This window comes from Vibrio hippocampi (genome assembly GCF_921292975.1).
Taxonomy (GTDB): domain Bacteria; phylum Pseudomonadota; class Gammaproteobacteria; order Enterobacterales; family Vibrionaceae; genus Vibrio; species Vibrio hippocampi.
In genome coordinates, this window is sequence record NZ_CAKLCM010000003.1 from 797,241 (window position 1) to 815,060 (window position 17,820).

A 17,820-nucleotide genomic window follows, 5' to 3' on the forward strand; every position below is an offset into this window, starting at 1 on the left:
CAGTAAATAGTACTAGTCAGCCAATTGTTCATTAACCCACTGCTTAAATTGGCTAAATTCCTCACGCAGTTGCGCTAATTCTTGCTCCAACTCTGTGACGCGGTCACTTTGAATGGCGTCGAATCCGGCTGAGGCGCTCATGGTCGACGCAGCAGTGCTTGACGCCGCTAATGCAGGGTCAACCTCACCGCAAAACAAGTGCATATATCGGGATTCTCTTTTTCCTGGTTCACGCTCAAGTTTGACGACCAATGAGCCAGAAGAATCGTGAGCGGCCATTTTATCAAGTAACGATTCTACCTCTTTCACATCGCTAAACTGACATAAACGATTGGTACGGGTACGAATTTCACCGGGTGTTTGAGCCCCTCTTAGTAATAAGCAGCAGACGATGCCTTTTTCTTGAACGGTAAGTTTAAGATCACCAAATTCTGTATTGCAGAATCTATGTTGAAATTTAGATACGCGACTATTAAATTGACTCTCGTCACTCACTAAGCGTCGTTTAACCAGAGCATCAACTGCATCTTGAACCTCGGCTTCACTGAGGCTCATAACCGGTTCACGGTTGCTTTTTTGGTTACATGCATTGGTGAGACTATTGAGGGTAAGAGGATAGTGATCAGGTGTGGTGACTTCCTTTTCGATTAAACAGCCGATAATTCGCGCTTCTACTTGGCTCAACTCAATGTTCATTGCGGGTTCCTTTTTATTTTGGCTAACAATCGTCGTGTCATTGGTACTAAAGACTCGCCTTTTTGTGTCACGATTTACAATAACAACCTGATGTCGCCTACTTTTTATACAAGATTAAACTATCATTGATTTAAGGAATCATAGCGCTAATTGGAGACATAACTCAATCTTTAACACTATTATTATGAGCTATGAAATAATTCCACAGTTTTATGTTGTTCTCTCTTAGACTCTTGTGTTTTAATTTCCTTAGTTTTTGACAATCAAGGTAGGAATCCAGTTATGAGTAGCGTATTTGAAATCGTTGCACAGGCACGTCGTAAAAATAAACTAAAACGCGAACTGCTCGATAATGAAAAGAAAGTTCGTGACAACCGCAAGCGCGTTGACTTGCTTGAAAACCTAATGGACTACATCAAGCCAGAGATGACCCATGATGAAATCGTCACCATCATCAAAAACATGAAGGCTGACTACGAAGATCGTGTTGACGATCACATCATCAAAAGTGCTGAGATTTCTAAAGTACGCCGTGATATCAGCCGCCGCATTCGTGAACTGACTGAAGAAGACAAACAAGCGGTTCAAGGTAAAAAGTAATCCAACTAATACCAGGCAGCAATTAGTGACGTAAGTGCTTCCTGTGCGGATACTTCCTATTTTAATAGTTTCTGTGCAAATGGTTATGTAATAAAAAGCCCTCTTATGGGCTTTTTTTGATGTTAACTAAATTCAATCATTCAAACCGAACCTGACACATTGACTTGCCATTCTCTACCATTCTGTCACGTCATTGCCTAACGATATACTCAAAACGTTTGCGTAATCGCTTGCGATAGCGAAAAGCAAAACGTGGCTTTCATCACACCACGCTTGTTGTTATATTCGCCGCATCAATTCTCCCCAATTGGGTACTCGAACGTACGAGAGACAATTATGAATATTGAAACCGTCGAACTCCTTGGCTATGCAGCGTCCATTATTGTTGCGATCTCATTTACGATGAAACAGATTGTGCGACTGCGCGTGATTAACTGTATCGGCTGCGTACTATTCACACTCTACGGTTTCGCTATTGATTCTGTTCCGGTCATCATCACTAACGGCTTCATTGCTGGTGTGAATGTGTTCTATCTACTGAGAACCTACAAACAACAAAAGCGTCGCGGCTAAAAAATGGCAAAATTAAAGCGGCGTAGAGAAGCTATCTCGATTACGCAAAATAAAAAGACCAAATCATGTGACGGATTTGGTCTCTTTATTTTTACAATCATCATACCAAGGAAGCGAACCCACCTATCGCATCTGCTGCGCTTTAGACTGTGGTAAACAAACGGTGGCGACTTCGGGTTGTTCTGATAGCAATTTGACAAAGCAATCCGACATAGACCACTCGGTGACAATCCCCTCACCATTCATCTGCAAGATGGCGTCATAACCCTCTTTACCTTTCATGGTGTAGGCACTGGATGTCGCCATATAGCGCCGTTCTAAGTCTAACGGCTCTCCAGCAATCATAATATCAGTGACACGTTTACCCTGAGGCGCATCGGCGTCATATTGGAATGTCAACAAGTAGGTGTAAGGATAACTGCCTGATCCCGTGCCGTTAACGCCATTGCCTAAAGCGTTGTTAATCGCCCCCTCGATCACAGCGGCGATATGCTCGCCTTGTATCTCATAGACACCAATAGGTACAACAAAAGGCAATAAGCGACCCGCGACATCGGCGACACTCAAAGGTCCTTGATTTAGTGATGTACGCACGCCTCCCGCATTATGCATGGCAAAATCGACTTGATAGCCAAGTTGACGCATGGCGTAATAAAACGATCGTGCAACGAGCGGAGCCACTTCACTGCCTCCCTGAGCATCTGGAATTCGAATATGGCGTAGGTCCTTGGGCAAAGAGATCAACTTCTCTTGCTGCAACGCTCGTACTTTGGTTTGATATTTCTCGATTAAAAGACGCTTTATCTGCGGGTCTTTACGGCAAACCACAACGTTAGGGTGTTGTTGTACGCGCTGCTTAATCGCATCGTAGTCATTGTCAGCTTCAAACCCTTCGGTGTTTACAAATAGTCGCCTTCCCACCAACAGTTCATTGTTACCGGCAAACTGGCTAATCACGCCTTCACTATCAAAGGTAACTTCACAGTGACCCAAGGTTAATGCGTGGTATCCAGCCTGAACCACATAAGTATCAGCGACTTTTTCACCGTATTGATCTTGGCTAGCAATACCCAGCTCAGAAAAGTTACCCTGTAACACATGACTGTGTCCACCGATAATTAAGCTGATGCCTGAGACAGCCTTTGCCAATTCAAGATCAGCGTCATAGCCTAAGTGACTCAGCAAAATAATCTTATTGATACCCGCCTGACGGATTTGGCGGAGCGTATTTTCTGCCGTCTGCTGGGCTGACTCAAACCACGTATCGCTATCGGGATTGGCGATATCCGCCATTTTGTCGAGGGACAGACCAAAAATCGCCACCGAATCGCCATTGATGCGCTTCTCTATCCACTGAGCGACCTGTTGCTCAGGATCGTAGTGATAAAGGTTAGATTGATTCGCCAGCGGATACTGTTTCTTGCCCTCTTGGCTTAAGTTCCAGTTCCCAGCCAATAAAGGAAAATTGATACGTCGAACAAATTGCCCGACGGGCTCGTTGCCAAGATCTAATTCATGATTACCTAACGCCATCGCATCAAGGTCAAGTTGATTGAGCAAGTCCGCGTTCGCTTCCCCTTTGAACAAGGAGAAATACAGCGTGCCTTGAAAGCAGTCGCCCGCATGTAAAAACAGGAAACCATCGGTATCAGCCTGCTGTTTTAACGCTTTTACTCGGGTCGCGATACGAGCAAAGCCCCCAGCACTAACGAACGGGTGATAGTCCTGACCGAGATGATTCACGGTCAATTGCAGCGGTGTCGGTTCAAAATAGGAATGCGTGTCATTGATATGGGCAATGCTCACAGTAAGAGGTTTCTGTTGTTTTTTCATAAGCAAATCTCATTCTCTCTTCTGCGATGTTAAACCTAATTATATGACAGATAGATGAAGCCCGGTCACAAGCCAACTATTATCAAAGGAACTAGCGATGAGTGCAAACAAATAAATGTTACTGCTCAGTTTTATGACTAAGCTTACACATCCAAACAGGCAAACCTCTTATAATTTAATGAGATAACGTGTGGTTCAACCTTAAAAAGGCACGCTTATTATCGGCAATATACCTGGTAAATCTATCTGTAAAAGTCACAAATATTTTTTGGGAGTATGGTATGAAACTAGAGCGAGTCGACATCGCCGGATTTCGAGGTATTAAACGTCTTTCCCTGCCTCTTAACGAGTTGACTACCCTGATTGGTGAAAATACCTGGGGTAAATCGTCACTGCTTGATGCACTGTCTGTTGCACTGCCATCCAACGGTTCTCTTTATTCGTTTGAGATTCGCGATTTTCATGTGGATTATTCCGTTGCTCACCCTCAATCTCAGAGTATTCAAATTGTCCTTACTTTCGGTGCTATCGACACACAAGAGCTACATTCCGGTCGCTATCGTAAGCTGAAGCCGTTATGGCAAATAGACGATAATCAACAACAGAAAATCTACTACCGTATTAGTGCCAGTCGCGATGGTCATACTATTAGCCAAAGTTATGCATTTTTAGACATTAAAGGCAATACCCTACCATTGCATCACAGTGAAAAGCTGGCTCAAGAATTAATGACTCTGCACCCTATTATCCGTCTACGTGATTCACGCCGCTTTTATCGCGCCGACACAAGCCCGATACAAAGTAACTCACGGATTGAGAAACGCATTAACAATACCTGTCGCAGGCTGGTCTCTAAACCGGGACATGTCGATAAAGCCGAAATCAAAAGCACACTTAATTCAATGCGAAACCTAGTTGAGCATTACTTTTCCTTTAAAAGCCACTCACGCTCACCCCACAAGCATAATCGTGATGGTGTGTTTTACAATCGCGTTAATCATGATGGAAATCTGGTGCAATTGATTGATAGTACCAGTAGTCAACAGACACGTTTGTTGCTACTCGGGTTGCTCAATGCCTACCTACAGGCAAAAGGACCAAACCAATTGAGACGCTGCGCGCGTCCGATACTGATTGTGGAAGATCCCGAAGGGCGACTGCATCCTACTCATTTAGCGAGAGCATGGAGCTTGCTACAAATGTTGCCGATGCAAAAAATCGTCACTACCAACAGCAGTGATCTCATCAGCACCGTGCCCATGCGCTCTATTCGCCGCTTGGTACGTCAGTCAGACCGTACCATCGCGACGCAACTTGCCGTCGAACAATTCAGTAAAGATGAGTTACGCCGCGTTGGATTCCATATTCGATTTCATCGCTCTAGGGCGCTATTTGCTCGCTGTTGGTTGTTGGTTGAAGGCGAAACTGAGGTATGGTTATTTAATGAATTAGCCAACTTATGTGGCTATAACCTTGCGGCTGAAGGGGTGCAAATCATCGAGTTTGCACAATCCGGCTTAAAATCGTTGATTAAGGTGGCCAAATCCCTCGATATTGAGTGGCATGTGGTGACAGATGGTGATCCCGCGGGTAAAAAGTATGCCGCCACCGTCATGCACCAACTTAGCGGTGATCATCCCCGCCACCATCTGACCGAATTACCCGATAGAGATATTGAACACTTCCTATATCAACATGGATTTGAAGACTTTTTCCGTGAGTTAGTCAAAATACCACTCGACCATCCAGTTCCGGCTAAAAAAGTCGTCATGCGAGTATTGAAGAAATTCGCCAAGCCTGATTTAGCCTTAGCGATTGTTGCCGAGTGTGAAGACCGCGGAACGGAATCAATACCATTGCTAATACGTTGGATTTTAAAACGCGTGGTCACTATGGCAAATGGCAATGTGTAAGTTGCTTTTGATGTATATGTTCTGATGAATAAGCTCTAATGAATAAGCTTGAATGAATAGGTTCCGATGTATAAGTGCCAATCGGTGAAACCAAAAAAAAGGTAATAAATTGATCATCAATTTTAATGATGACCAACCTGTTACCTTATGTTTCTTATTAACGTTATATGTTTCTCGCTACCGCTTATGTTTCATCATGCGTAGCCCTTCACGCCTAACACACTCGACTAACGGGTTTTCCGCCATATCAGCACGCCAGATAAAGGAAAGTGTCCTTTCCATTTTTAACTCAGGCACGTTAAGCGCCACCAGTTGCCCCGACTCAATAAAACGTTCTACATCGAGATAAGGCAAACAAGTGAGATATTGACCATTTGACACCATGCTTCGCAGTACAGGAACGTGTTCGTACTCTCGCCATACATCTAAATCGGCGATTAAATGGTGGATCGAGCTATCAAAGATAGCCCGTGTACCGGAACCATGCTCACGAAGAACCCAGCGTGCTTGCTCAAGTTGAGCCAAGCTGACTTTATCGCGTTGTGCAAAAGGATGATGTGCAGCGGCGACGACCGTCAAATGGTCGCTGCACCAAGTTTCTTGGTTAATACGGTGATCATCACAGCGCCCTTCTATGATGCCTAAGTCGTATTTGTAATCTAACAGACCATCGATAATTGAATCGGTACTTCTGACTTGCAGTGAAATACGCATTTCTGGGAAATCATTATCAATAACACTGATAAGATCAGGCACTAAGTGTTCAGCTGGTGTCTGGCTTGCGCCAATTTTTAGCTCGCCACTCAATAAATGCTGCTCATAGAACCCCATTTCTATTTGCTGAGCATCTTGTAGCAGGCGTTTTGCCTTCGGTCTCAACCAAACTCCCCAATGAGAGAGTGCCATCTGCTTGCCTTGTCTTTCAAACAAAGGTCGTCCAAGCATCTTTTCTAACTGCGCAAGTGACATACTGGTGGCGGATTGAGTAAGCGACAATCGGTCTGCCGCTTGACTCACGCTACCAGTGTCAGCAATCGCATCGAATACTGCCAACTGTTTTAATGAATAACGCATTGAATTCCTTCTACTTACACAATTCAAAGTGGTTCGAATTTTAAAATATCAGTTTCGCTTATACTGAATTGTTTCTAGGCTAAAACACAGAGTTTGGAGACTGTTTTTAACTATAAATTCTAATCCTTTACTTACAGATCCTTAACGCCAAACCCCTGTCGACCCCTATTCTAACTGGATTTCTCAATGTATCAAATTATCTGATGCGTTTTCTAAAAATTATCAATTTTACTACTACCCCAAAACCGCCTTAATCTAATTACGAACCAAGCATGGGGCTTAGTTCTCGCTCTTATCTAAGGCAATGAACAAGAGCGGCAATTATCTCGAATCCATAAAGGAGTAATCAATGGCAACAGCTAGCTCTGACAATGGTCTACTTTTCTCTCCTGTCGAAATGATGGCAGAAGCAGAAAAGTTTGCACTAAGTAAGGCAAAGAAAACCAGCAGTATGATTTTTGGTCTGGCAATCATGGCGGGCGCGTTTATAGGACTGGCTTTCTTGTTTTACATCACTGTGACCACAGGCAGCGCAGATGCTGGTTGGGGGATCAGTCGATTAGCCGGCGGTGTCGCATTTAGTATGGGGTTAATTCTCATTGTGATATGCGGCGGTGAACTATTTACCAGTTCTGTTTTGTCTAGCATCTCGTGGGCAAACAAACAAATTAGCTTCGGCAAGATGCTCTCTATCTGGGGCAAGGTCTATATCGGTAACTTTATCGGCGCGATGTTCCTACTCGCTATTGTTGCAGCTGCTGGCTTATATCAGCTCGACAACGGTCAATGGGGGCTCAATGCTCTGCATATTGCTCAGCATAAGCTGCATCACACATGGCTACAGGCTTTTGCTTTAGGTGTGTTGTGTAACTTATTGGTCTGTCTCGCGATTTGGCTAACGTTTAGCTCAGCCAATGCCATGACCAAAGCCGCAATGACGGTATTGCCTGTGGCGATGTTTGTCAGCACGGGTTTTGAACACTGTGTCGCAAACATGTTTATGGTGCCACTAGGTATTGTGATTCAAAACTTTGCGAGTCCAGAGTTCTGGAGCGCAACAGGGACAACGGCTGCACAGTTTAGCGATTTAACCCCGATGCATTTTTTAACGAACAACTTAATCCCTGTGACATTTGGCAACATCATTGGTGGTTCTGTACTGGTAGGCCTTGCGAACTGGAGCATCTACCGTAGACCACAACTAAAAGCAACCAACGTTACAACCATTACCCAAACCACCGAAATTACGTCAGTTAAGGAAACCACTATGAACAGCAACATCATTATCAAAGACATTATGAACACTCAACCTGTCACTCTTAGCGTAGAGATGCCAACTTCTGTAGCTCTTGACACGCTTATGGAGAACAACATGATCAGCGCTCCGGTCATCGATGTTGAACAGCGCCTTGTTGGTTTCTTCTCTGTACACGATGTGATGGTTGACCTTTGGTGCCAAGACTACCTACCTGAAGCTGGTCAAAAGGTGGTGGATCTGATGACTCGTGACGTCATTGCCATTGATGCCAACGAAAAGCTCGTCGATGTTGCTGAGTACCTATGTATCGACAAAGACCAACTATACCCAACCACTTCAATGGGTATTGCGACGCGCTTTAGCACACTATCGGTTGAAGAACGTGCCAAAGCCATCAAGGTAAGTCGTCCACAAAACCTACCTGTACTTGAGAACGGTATATTTATCGGTATGTTGACTCGCGTTGATGTACTAAAAGCGATGCGCCCTATCTATGGCGAGCGCCTAAACGTTGTCACTGAAGAACTGGCAACAGCGTAAAGAATTTTTGGCTGGAAAATAAGTCGTTTGGCCAAAATAGCCCCGGCAGAGGTGTCGGGGCATTCCCATATTTATCACTTGCTCATGTTCTAACCAGCAACTCTTCTAAACCGCTCTCCGTCATTCCAATGCTTTACTTGTCGCACTTACCGCGGGTTATCCTATTTCCAAACGTTTCGCTGCGTTAGATAGGTTCTACTCTTCATCAATAGTCACGAATTCAGGAAGCTGGTTAATGTTAGCATTTTTCACTCACCACCAATTTCGACATCGCCGTTTATTGATGGTCGCCATTGTTCTAGTTGTTTGAGAATACGTTTGTTTTTTAACGACTTTCTTTGTTTAATTCGTCGCCACAACCAAAGACTCTGCTTGGCGGTAGGTGTTTGATTTTGTATGCGATGAGAATGATCCTGCCATGCCGTTTGTTCACCAGTATCGCTAAAAGAAACCTGTTTCAACTGGCGTGTATTAGCTCGCGTTCTAACACGACGATAAATCAAGGTACGCACTTGGGGCCAATTGCTCTGACTTACTTGGCGTAACAGTTGCCATACTTGTGGCTTAGGTCGATGTCGGTAGTAGCGCAACACTGCCAACAACGTCGCTATCGCTACGATAAGACCAAAGCCAACGAACACAATCTGCTGCCAGTATTGAGTGGTCAAAGAGCGCAAAGTGTGAGCAACATGGATGGTTTTCTCAGCAAGCTCCACCGTTTTGATTTGTTGGCTGTCGGTATCCCACCAAGTCACAGTTTGCGCTGGTAGAGTGAAATCGCCTCCTTGTGCTAAAAGGTACACGGTTTCATCCACGCGTTTCGCCTGATAATCCCCTCGACTCTGGCTGTCTAGCAACTCAGATGGTTTGGGATAGGCTTTTAAGCCTATTAATGCATCACTTAATTGATTTGTGGGTGGCAATAAAATTGATAGTGTATCGTCAGCGCTCACCGTGATGCGGCGACTGATGGTGTCTCCCGCTTGCAATGAGTCAGACGATGAGTCCCATGACTGCTGCACGTTGACATTGCTGGCAGCAAACCACGCTTGCTGCTGGGTCAGCGTTGCATCTGGCAGATAGGTAAACAGAGACATGGGCTCAGTATAGAGTGTTCCAGATACGTTACTTCCATCAGGCGCAGAGACTTGCACCTTAACCGCGACCTTCGGCAATTGGTATTCACCACTCTGCTGAGGATAGAGCGTCACTTCCCAATGCTGATAGGACCATGTTTGACCCTTTTCTCGGCGAGTGTAATTAGTGGCAAACGGGTTACGTTGTTTAACGATCAGCTCAGGTAAACCAAACGCAGAAATACGGGTTCCTCCAGTAAACCAACGTGGCGTGGCGACTTCAATCACCATAATAACCTGCTGCGTTACCGCTGCCGGCTCGGATACATCCGTGCCATCACTGAGCCAAGCATTTAACTTAACGCCCCCTTGTTGTTCAAGTTGGTTTATCGTCATCGCGGCATAGGCGTTGTTAGCCACCGCCACCAACATCAGTGCGACAACTAATCGCCCTAAACCAACGGTCTTTGGGAGCGCTAACCGGGGAAAGCCTTTACATCGATTCACTGTTTCCCCTCCAATTGTTGATTCAGTTGCAGCTGAAACTTAGCGCGAAGAAATTTTTGCGGATCCGCTTCAACCTTACGCAGCCACTTGTCTGCTAACTCTTGGCTACCTAAGATCTCCTGTGCGTTGAGGGTTTCTTTCAGCATCATTTGTTGGGTGGTTTTTTCGTCCGCGCCTTCACCGGTTCTTGGCTTATCCCCCAGTTCCGTTGACTCTTCCGGCCCATCGGTTGAGCCTGCTTGACTGGCACTTAAACGGTTAATTTCGTCGACTAACTCACTCATAGCTTTAAAGTTTTGCTCAGCTTTGCGCTTAATTTCATCGCTGGTCGCGTTTTGACGCAAATCATCGAATAGACGTTTAGCGGCAAGATACTCGCGCTGTCTTGCAAGCGCATTGCCAAGGTAGAGTCGTGCCGTTTGATTGTCGTTCAATTGTACAAACTGAGCCTGAGCCAGCGTAAATTCGCGCGCATAATAAAATGCGATACCTTTACGCAGCGGATCTTGGTAGTGATTGGCTGCTTTAAGATAGTCGCCGCGATTAAAATACCACTGACCTTGCTGCTCTGGTGTCATCCACAAGTCGAGCCAGTGCTGCTTTGCTCTATCAAAAAAATTGATAGTGGTTTTAGGGGTATGATCTTGGCTGGTTGCTTGGCTTGCGACTAACGTATCTGACTGACTTTGTTGGGCGTAGACATCGGGAGCATAAGTCATCGGCAAACTCAGGCTCGCGAGCCACAACCACTGAACTAACCAACCTTTCCTAAACCAAACCAACGCCAGCAGGACCATCGGAAACAGCAGATAATAACCCATATCCTTCCATGGCATGGTTGACTCGCCCTCTATCTGGGTATGACGCTCCACCGCATCAATAATATTGGCAGTATCTCCATCATCCAGCGAGAGCGCGTAAAAATAACCGTCGCTGTTTGAGGCTAAATCTTGCAAACTTGCCCAATCTGGCGCTGAAGCACTGCTGGCATTCTGATTACCCACGCCAAGTACCATCAGCAGTTGATTATTGTTGCCAAAATAGTCGCCATATTGTTGGATTGCCAAATCGCTCACGCCATCAGACACAACAAGTATCGACGCTGTCGGTAACGACTCCGACAAGGCTTTGATCTGCGGCAGTGCGGTCTGTGCCGCTTTGCCCTCTGCGGGCATCACTTTGGGGCTGATGGCATCGAGCAGTGGCAAAAACACTTGATTGTCTTCAGTCAAAGGCATGGCAATATGCGCGCTGCCTGCATACACCACTAAGGCAGTTTTGCCCCCTTTGCGCTGCTGCAATAAATCACGGATCTTAAATTTGGCTCGCTCTAAGCGCGTCGGCGCAACATCGGTTTGCTGCATGCTTTGGCTAACATCCAGCACAATAATCAGCGCCCCTTTATCCTCACCAAATGGAGAAGCCTCGCGCTGCCATGTCGGTCCCGCACACACCAAGATAGCCAAGCTTAAAATCAACATCAGCAACTTCAAAGGTAACTGACTTTTCCACCCTTGCTCGCCAATAATCAACGCTTGCTGCAAGTGCTTGGGGATAATGTGATTCCAATTGGATTTGGTGCTTCTACGCCAGCGTAAAACGATCAATATCACCAGAGGGAAATACGCTAACAACCACAAGGGGCGGATAAAATGGAATTGGGTCCAGAGTTGCTCTAAGTAGAGGTTGATCATCGCTCTACCTGTTGTTTTTTATCCGCGTTGATACCTTGATAACGTAGCGTCGCTAACATAAATGCCAATAAATAACTGACGACCACCAACATAATAAGATAAGCGTGCAACGACTGCTTTGGACGGTAAAAGGTACTCTGGTAAAGCTGAGGCTCCAGTTCACCAATGACTTGATACGCTTGTTGTAAGGCTTGCTGGTCTAACGCCTGAAATGACTGCCCGCCACTGGTCGTTGCAATATCCTCAATGGTTTGCAAATCCATCGCTTGCTCGCCGACAGTCGCCGGATCACCCATGGCGATAACGTGAATTCGCACCTCTTTCGCTGCCGCTACTAATGCAGCGTCTTTGGGCTCAACGAAACTGCCAGTATCATTGCCATCGGTCAGTAACACTAATACTTTCTGTGTATCCGGTGCGCCTTCCGATTGCTCAAATACCTTAATCGCCAATCCAATTGCATCGCCAAGATGAGTACTTTGCCCCGCCATGGCGACTTCGGTTTGATCTAACAGTTGCAACCAGACCTGATGATCTGCCGTGAATGGGGTTTGCAGATAGGCGGCATCGCCAAACAGAATCAGCCCGAGGCGGTCGCCTTTTCTATCCGCTGCAAATTGTTTTAGCACCTGTTTGACCGCTTCAAGACGCGAGATAGCACTGCCTTGTTGATCGAAAAAATCCATCTCTGCCATCGAACCCGAAAGATCCACCGCCACCATCACATCTCGCCCTAGCTTTTCTCTCACTTGCGGTTCGCCTAATACGGTCGGTTTACACAACGCCAAAACCAGACAGCACCACGCCATCTGCAAAAACACACGCTGCCACCCAGTGGCGGACAGTTGCGTCGCCCCGGTTGCTGGGGTTTCACCTAAGATTTGTAGCAATGACTGAAAGAATGGCACCTTGATAGCGCTCTGTTTGGTCGTGTAAGCCGGTGCCAGTCGATAAACCAACCAAGGCACAGGTAGCAGCAATAGCCACCAAGGGTAACTTAGGGTGAGGCTACTCCACTCCATTGCTGTCTCCTTGTTTGCTGTTTCCTTGATTGCGTTGCCCTTGATTAATCGCGCCTTGCGCACTCGTTGCTTTCAAGGTCAAACGGCTAAGCCCGCGTTTGACCACAACGCTGAAATTCCACTGTTCCGATAACCATTGAGGCACCCTATGAGCGCTGAGCCACTGCTCGGTGGCGGCAAAAATGGCTTGCGAGTCCTGTGAAGAAAAGTCTTGGTTACCGCCAACAAGGTGATTTAACCAAGCTTGGCTCAGTTCGGGTTGAAAACAGGCTTTGCCCGCGCACTGCCGGTTTAAATAGTCCAACCAAGCTTGCCCAAATTGCTTCTTCTGCTGCGGGTACTTTTTCTGCTGCAGGTAAAGGTAGTGTGAGACTTGAGTTAGAACCTGATAACACATCAAGTCGCGTTTTTCGTTATGTTGATTGTGTTGCAATATCGCCAGCGCCTCTCGACGGTATTGATTCATGCGGTAATTAAGATAGCGCTTGGTTACAACGTAACTAAGCACCAGCAAGATAATCACTAGCAGCAATAGCCAGCCTAATGTCTGCGGTATCAAGCTAACACTATCTGGATTGGCGACCTCTGCCATATTTCGCAGGATATAAGAACTAGGGGCTGATTGACTCAATATCCAACTCCTCCAATCGCGAAGGTAAATTGTTCAATGTGTTTGCCACTGGTATTGAGTTCAATCAGAGGTAAGCGATGGATTGCCATCAATTGAGACAGCTCATTTTGGCGTTTATCCGATGAACGTTTGAGTCCCTTATTGGCGCGTTGTAACTTTTCGCTTTCACTGACACTTAATTGATATTCGCCGTCACCCAACACCAGTTGAGTATTGGTAACCGATGGTAATTTTCGTTCAAGTGGGTCGTAAATCATCACGCTAAGTACGTCATTGCGTTGTTGCAGATATTTGAGGCGTTCGATATCGGTTTCGCTGGCACCTGCCCAATCACTTAATATTATGATGGTCGCGTTTTTGGTTTGGTTGCGGATCAGAGTATCAACGCACTCGCTCAGTGAGGCAGGACCTTGGTTAACGCTACTGATATCTAAGGCATGATTAAAATCGCATAAACGGCGTAGCGCGTGAAGCAGATGGTGTTTGGATCGCTGCGGTTTAATGTATTCCACTTGATCAGCGCCAATCAGCACAAAGCCGACTCTGTCGCTGTCTTTAATAATACGCCAAGCAGACAACGCCGCCACTTGCGCAGCGACCACAGATTTCATGGTCTCAACCGAGGAAAAAAACATCCCGCTTCTCTGGTCAACACAGAGAATAAACTGGCGATCTTTTTCTTCGGTGTAGGTGCGCACATGAGGCTTACCGGTCCGCATAGTCACTTTCCAATCGAGGTTACGGATATCATCGCCGAGTTGGTAATGACGCAGTTCCTCAAAGTTCAGACCCCGCCCCCGAAAAGGTGATTGGTTACGCCCCGACATACTGCCTTTAGCAATCAAGTGAGGCAGTAGACTGAACGAATGGGTCTGCGCCTGTAGTTCGATCAGTTGCGAGTAGCTGACGTAGATCCGAGAATCATCAATGGTCGCTTTCGCCATCACATCACCCAATCGCCACGCAGTCTAACAACTGGTTGACGACCTCATCGGCGGTGATTTGTTCCGCCAGTGCTTGATACGACAACGTCACTCTGTGGCTGAGTACCCAAGGCACCACGGCGCGCACATCATCAGGCTCGACATAATCTCTGCCTTGTAACCAAGCATAGGCGCGGCTGCATTTATCCAGGGCAATTGACGCTCGCGGTGAGGCACCGACCGTGATCCATTTTGCTAAGTTTTGCTCGGTTAATTGCTCTGGCTGTCGGGTAGCCATCACTAAATTGACGATATAGTTTTCAACGATTTCAGACACGGTCATTTGACACAGTTCAGCTCTCGCCTGAAAAATCGCCTCGGTTGAAACTGGGGAAAAGGCTGACTGAGTGGCGCTGTGATTGTGCTCTTCTGCCCGCACCAAACGAATAATCTCTCGTTCAGCTTCACGCTCGGGATAATCAACAGACACTTTGATTAGAAAACGGTCCATCTGAGCTTCTGGCAAGGGATAGGTGCCCTCTTGTTCTATCGGGTTTTGCGTCGCGAGTACCATAAACAACGCTGGTAATGCGTGCGTCTGCTTCCCAATGGTCACGGTACTTTCTGCCATCGCCTCTAATAACGCCGCTTGTACTTTCGCCGGAGCACGATTGACTTCATCCGCCAAGACGATGCTGTTAAAAATAGGACCATGTTGAAAGTGCAGTTGTGGCTTTCCCTCGACTTCTTGATAGATTTCCGTGCCGGTTACATCAGAGGGTAAAAGATCGGGGGTAAATTGAATCCGACCAAACGGGGCTTGCAGTTGCTCAGCCAGTTTTTTGATAGAACGCGTTTTCGCCGTTCCTGGTAAGCCTTCTAATAGCACGTGACCATTGGTCATCAAGCCGATTACCAGCGCGGTGACCACATCTCGCTGTCCAATGACAGATTGCCCTACTTGCTCTATTAAACGGTTAAGCTCTGATTGTGCTTGATTCATCAACATATCCCCGACTTGGTGGTACGGATTACGTCTGTTCTACACCTCAAATTAATCTTAGACTAACCCAGTTCTGTATTACTTTAGGTTATATCCTTCATATTACTACTGCGACCATATTGCTAATGCGACGATATTGCACCGAGACAGTATGTCTACGGCAACATCTGCTGCTTAAGTTGCTTAATCACCTCTGGCGGCGCGTAAGGCGTTAAGCTGTCGATACACTGCGTCGCTCCAGAGAGCTTTTTGTTCACCATCATTTGGCATTTTGCATACAGGTGTTCAGGGTTACTGCTCACGCGAAAGGCTTGGTCAAAAGCGTTTAGTGCTATTGTCGGCTTGGACTCTTGAGTGGCAAGGGCATACACATACCAATATTGAGCGTTGTTTGGCTCAAGCTCTGCTGCGCGACTAAAGTAGTGTGTCGCGTCCGTTGCGTCACCGGTTCGAATCAATGCTAAACCGGTACTGTATTGGATTGCCCCAGAGTTAGGGATATTGCTTGCCCCCAGTTTTAATACCTCAACGGCTTGTTTTTGTTTGCCAGTCTGTCGATACACTTCGGCAAGATTGACATAGCTGTTGGCAAAATAGGGCTCGATGGTGATTGCACCTTGATAGGCTGTGATCGCCTTTTGCCACTGTTTTTGTGAGGCATAGATATTGCCCAGATTCGTTCGTCCAAACCCTCTATCACTATTGAACTGCTGAATTTCGATATACTCTTGCAGTGGCTGAGCCAACGCCTGTTTCTGTTGCGGATTCAACTGCGACCAATACGCCACCAAAGCACCTGCGGTTTCGGCTCTTACCGCAGCAACGGGGTCGGTAAGTAATGGCTGAAGAATTTGCCATCTCTCTTTGCCATCAAATGCGGCACTGCCTTGAATCGCCCCCAAACGAATGGTGGCATCTTGATGCTGCACCGCACGCCCAAGGGTAATTAAGGTATTGTTTCCCTGATAGCGCCCCAGTTTTTGCAATGCCGAGCTGCGTATAATCGCTGCTTCATTATGATTTTGAGCAATATAAGCTAAAGCATTTTCCGCGCCCTGATGACCAATCTCATGGGCATAAAAAGCGACGGCGAAATGTTGGCTCTGCTGATATTGTGAGTTTGGATACCACTGCTTAAGCTTATTCATTGCCCACGTATTGCTGTTATCGTCATGACATTGAGTACAGACATTCGGGGTCCCAAGATGTTCGCTAAGATCGGGGCGCGGTACGTGCCAACTATGGTCACGCCTCGGATCAACCTGCATGTACGTCGTTTCCGGCATATGGCAACTGGTACATTGATCCGCTTCACTGCCCGCGCTATGGAACGTGTGTTTTTCAGCGCTATACTCCGACGCGACGTGGCATTGCAAGCACACCGCTTGCTCAGGAATGGCTAATTTCGCGCTATGCGGATCATGGCAATTGGTACAGGTGACACCTTGCTGCGCCATTTTCGACTGCATAAACGAGCCATAGACATAAACCTCATCATAGATTTGCCCGTCTAGATGGTATAACTCCGGCGTAATATTGCTGATCAAATAGCGGTCGAGTAAATGTCCCGTAATAGGGTCGCCTTTCTCATTGAGTTGAACACGGCGGGAATGACACTGAGCACAGGTATCCAGTTGTTGGCTGTCTTGCGCACCTTGCGGTTGCAATGTTTTATGCCCTTGTTGGAACACCCAGGATTGCACCGTTTTGGCTAACTGCCGATCAAAGCCATAGTGAAACGCTTTATCCCACTGTTTAGGCTCTGATTGTCCGGACGCTGATCGTTCCATTGTTTGTTTGGCTAAATTAACATGCCGTTCGCCCGGTCCATGACACGCTTCACAACCCACCGTAATTTCACTCCAAGTGGTGTTATAGCGATTGGTTTGATCGTCATAATTTTTTTTGAGATTGGTTGAATGGCAATCGGCGCACATAAAGTTCCAATTTTGACCGGTATTGGTCCAGTAGAACTCATCTTGCGGTGTGGTATCGGGATAGAGATGGAACCACCTTTGCCCCCCTTCTGTCTCGGTGCGTGAATCCCAAGCAAAAGGGATCAGTTGAACACGACCATCAGCAAACTCGACCATATATTGTTGCAGTGGATAGTGACCAAAGGTGTAAGCAATTTGGTGATCGACCAAGCGTCCGTCAGGTCCCTCAAGCGTGACCCAAAACTGCTGACCAACCTTAAAGAAGCGGTTAATTTGGTTGTTATGCGTGATACTGGCGTCGTTAAAGTCACCCAGCACACTATCCGATGTGGCGTGATCCATGGCTCGCTCATGATCGGAGCCTTTCCATGCCTGCGCTTGCTCTTGGTGACAATCAATGCAGACTTGGCTACCCACAAATCCGTCAGAGTTCACTTGTGAAGCACCCAACGCCTTAGTGAACGTCAACACTCCCAAAGCCAAAATTAACGCGCACTGCTTTATCATTAAATGCCCTATCCCTAGCCATTATTGTCAAAC

Annotated in this window: 14 protein-coding genes; 4 read left to right on the forward strand and 10 right to left on the reverse strand. The window is 46.5% G+C overall.

Features of this window, described 5'->3' with window-relative positions:
* Positions 1–12: 12 nt before the first annotated feature.
* Entirely contained in the window at positions 13–696 is a 684-nt protein-coding gene (locus L9Q39_RS16690) for a YceH family protein (protein ID WP_237486227.1), read from the reverse strand.
* A 282-nt stretch (positions 697–978) separates the two neighbouring features.
* On the opposite strand from L9Q39_RS16690, the gene L9Q39_RS16695 reads away from it, so the two are divergent.
* Together L9Q39_RS16695 and L9Q39_RS16700 are read left to right on the forward strand one after the other, a co-directional pair.
* Positions 979–1,296, forward strand: coding sequence for a DUF496 family protein (locus L9Q39_RS16695; protein ID WP_237486228.1), 318 nt, complete (start codon positions 979–981; stop codon positions 1,294–1,296).
* A gap of 336 nt (positions 1,297–1,632) precedes the next feature.
* Positions 1,633–1,869, forward strand: a complete 237-nt coding sequence (locus tag L9Q39_RS16700) for a YgjV family protein (RefSeq protein ID WP_237486229.1) — start codon at positions 1,633–1,635, stop codon at positions 1,867–1,869.
* A 123-nt stretch (positions 1,870–1,992) separates the two neighbouring features.
* Here L9Q39_RS16700 and L9Q39_RS16705 read toward each other — a convergent pair whose 3' ends face one another.
* A complete protein-coding gene (locus tag L9Q39_RS16705; RefSeq protein ID WP_237486230.1) occupies positions 1,993–3,708 on the reverse strand; it encodes a bifunctional metallophosphatase/5'-nucleotidase in 1,716 nt (571 codons plus the stop codon).
* 275 nt (positions 3,709–3,983) lie between these two features.
* Here L9Q39_RS16705 and L9Q39_RS16710 point away from each other — a divergent pair, with 275 nt between their 5' ends.
* Positions 3,984–5,615: an ATP-dependent endonuclease gene (locus tag L9Q39_RS16710; protein WP_237486231.1), complete on the forward strand. Its 1,632-nt coding sequence runs from the start codon at positions 3,984–3,986 to the stop codon at positions 5,613–5,615.
* Positions 5,616–5,792: 177 nt separating this feature from the next.
* Here L9Q39_RS16710 and L9Q39_RS16715 read toward each other — a convergent pair whose 3' ends face one another.
* Positions 5,793–6,689, reverse strand: a complete 897-nt coding sequence (locus tag L9Q39_RS16715; RefSeq protein ID WP_237486232.1) for a LysR substrate-binding domain-containing protein — start codon at positions 6,687–6,689, stop codon at positions 5,793–5,795.
* 349 nt (positions 6,690–7,038) lie between these two features.
* On the opposite strand from L9Q39_RS16715, the gene focA reads away from it, so the two are divergent.
* Positions 7,039–8,487, forward strand: a complete 1,449-nt coding sequence (gene focA / locus L9Q39_RS16720) for a formate transporter FocA (protein WP_237486233.1) — start codon at positions 7,039–7,041, stop codon at positions 8,485–8,487.
* Between the two features lie 248 nt (positions 8,488–8,735).
* On the opposite strand, the gene L9Q39_RS16725 is transcribed toward focA, so the two are convergent.
* The 7 genes from L9Q39_RS16725 to L9Q39_RS16755 form a co-directional block, all read right to left on the reverse strand.
* Positions 8,736–10,070 carry a hypothetical protein gene (locus L9Q39_RS16725; RefSeq protein WP_237486234.1) on the reverse strand — a complete coding sequence of 445 codons (1,335 nt, stop codon included), beginning with the start codon at positions 10,068–10,070 and terminating at the stop codon, positions 8,736–8,738.
* Positions 10,067–11,764 carry a VWA domain-containing protein gene (locus L9Q39_RS16730; RefSeq protein WP_237486235.1) on the reverse strand — a complete coding sequence of 566 codons (1,698 nt, stop codon included), beginning with the start codon at positions 11,762–11,764 and terminating at the stop codon, positions 10,067–10,069. Before L9Q39_RS16730 ends, L9Q39_RS16725 begins: the two co-directional genes overlap by 4 nt.
* Positions 11,761–12,786: a vWA domain-containing protein gene (locus L9Q39_RS16735; protein WP_237486236.1), complete on the reverse strand. Its 1,026-nt coding sequence runs from the start codon at positions 12,784–12,786 to the stop codon at positions 11,761–11,763. Before L9Q39_RS16735 ends, L9Q39_RS16730 begins: the two co-directional genes overlap by 4 nt.
* Positions 12,773–13,417: a DUF4381 domain-containing protein gene (locus L9Q39_RS16740; RefSeq protein WP_237486237.1), complete on the reverse strand. Its 645-nt coding sequence runs from the start codon at positions 13,415–13,417 to the stop codon at positions 12,773–12,775. The genes L9Q39_RS16735 and L9Q39_RS16740 overlap by 14 nt, the downstream gene beginning before the upstream one ends.
* Complete coding sequence (locus tag L9Q39_RS16745) at positions 13,414–14,361, reverse strand: DUF58 domain-containing protein (protein ID WP_237486238.1); 948 nt, start codon at positions 14,359–14,361, stop codon at positions 13,414–13,416. Before L9Q39_RS16745 ends, L9Q39_RS16740 begins: the two co-directional genes overlap by 4 nt.
* A gap of 4 nt (positions 14,362–14,365) precedes the next feature.
* Positions 14,366–15,343: an AAA family ATPase gene (locus tag L9Q39_RS16750; protein ID WP_237486239.1), complete on the reverse strand. Its 978-nt coding sequence runs from the start codon at positions 15,341–15,343 to the stop codon at positions 14,366–14,368.
* A gap of 155 nt (positions 15,344–15,498) precedes the next feature.
* Complete coding sequence (locus L9Q39_RS16755; RefSeq protein WP_237486240.1) at positions 15,499–17,787, reverse strand: multiheme c-type cytochrome; 2,289 nt, start codon at positions 17,785–17,787, stop codon at positions 15,499–15,501.
* Between the last annotated feature and the right edge of the window lie 33 nt (positions 17,788–17,820).

Coding starts and splice junctions, on each gene's coding strand:
- L9Q39_RS16730 (WP_237486235.1), bottom strand. CDS start 11,764: ATGATCAACCTCTACTTAGAGCAACTCTGGACCCAATTCCATTTTATC.
- L9Q39_RS16695 (WP_237486228.1), top strand. CDS start 979: ATGAGTAGCGTATTTGAAATCGTTGCACAGGCACGTCGTAAAAATAAA.
- L9Q39_RS16690 (WP_237486227.1), bottom strand. CDS start 696: ATGAACATTGAGTTGAGCCAAGTAGAAGCGCGAATTATCGGCTGTTTA.
- focA (WP_237486233.1), top strand. CDS start 7,039: ATGGCAACAGCTAGCTCTGACAATGGTCTACTTTTCTCTCCTGTCGAA.
- L9Q39_RS16750 (WP_237486239.1), bottom strand. CDS start 15,343: ATGAATCAAGCACAATCAGAGCTTAACCGTTTAATAGAGCAAGTAGGG.
- L9Q39_RS16715 (WP_237486232.1), bottom strand. CDS start 6,689: ATGCGTTATTCATTAAAACAGTTGGCAGTATTCGATGCGATTGCTGAC.
- L9Q39_RS16700 (WP_237486229.1), top strand. CDS start 1,633: ATGAATATTGAAACCGTCGAACTCCTTGGCTATGCAGCGTCCATTATT.
- L9Q39_RS16745 (WP_237486238.1), bottom strand. CDS start 14,361: ATGGCGAAAGCGACCATTGATGATTCTCGGATCTACGTCAGCTACTCG.
- L9Q39_RS16755 (WP_237486240.1), bottom strand. CDS start 17,787: ATGATAAAGCAGTGCGCGTTAATTTTGGCTTTGGGAGTGTTGACGTTC.
- L9Q39_RS16710 (WP_237486231.1), top strand. CDS start 3,984: ATGAAACTAGAGCGAGTCGACATCGCCGGATTTCGAGGTATTAAACGT.
- L9Q39_RS16735 (WP_237486236.1), bottom strand. CDS start 12,786: ATGGAGTGGAGTAGCCTCACCCTAAGTTACCCTTGGTGGCTATTGCTG.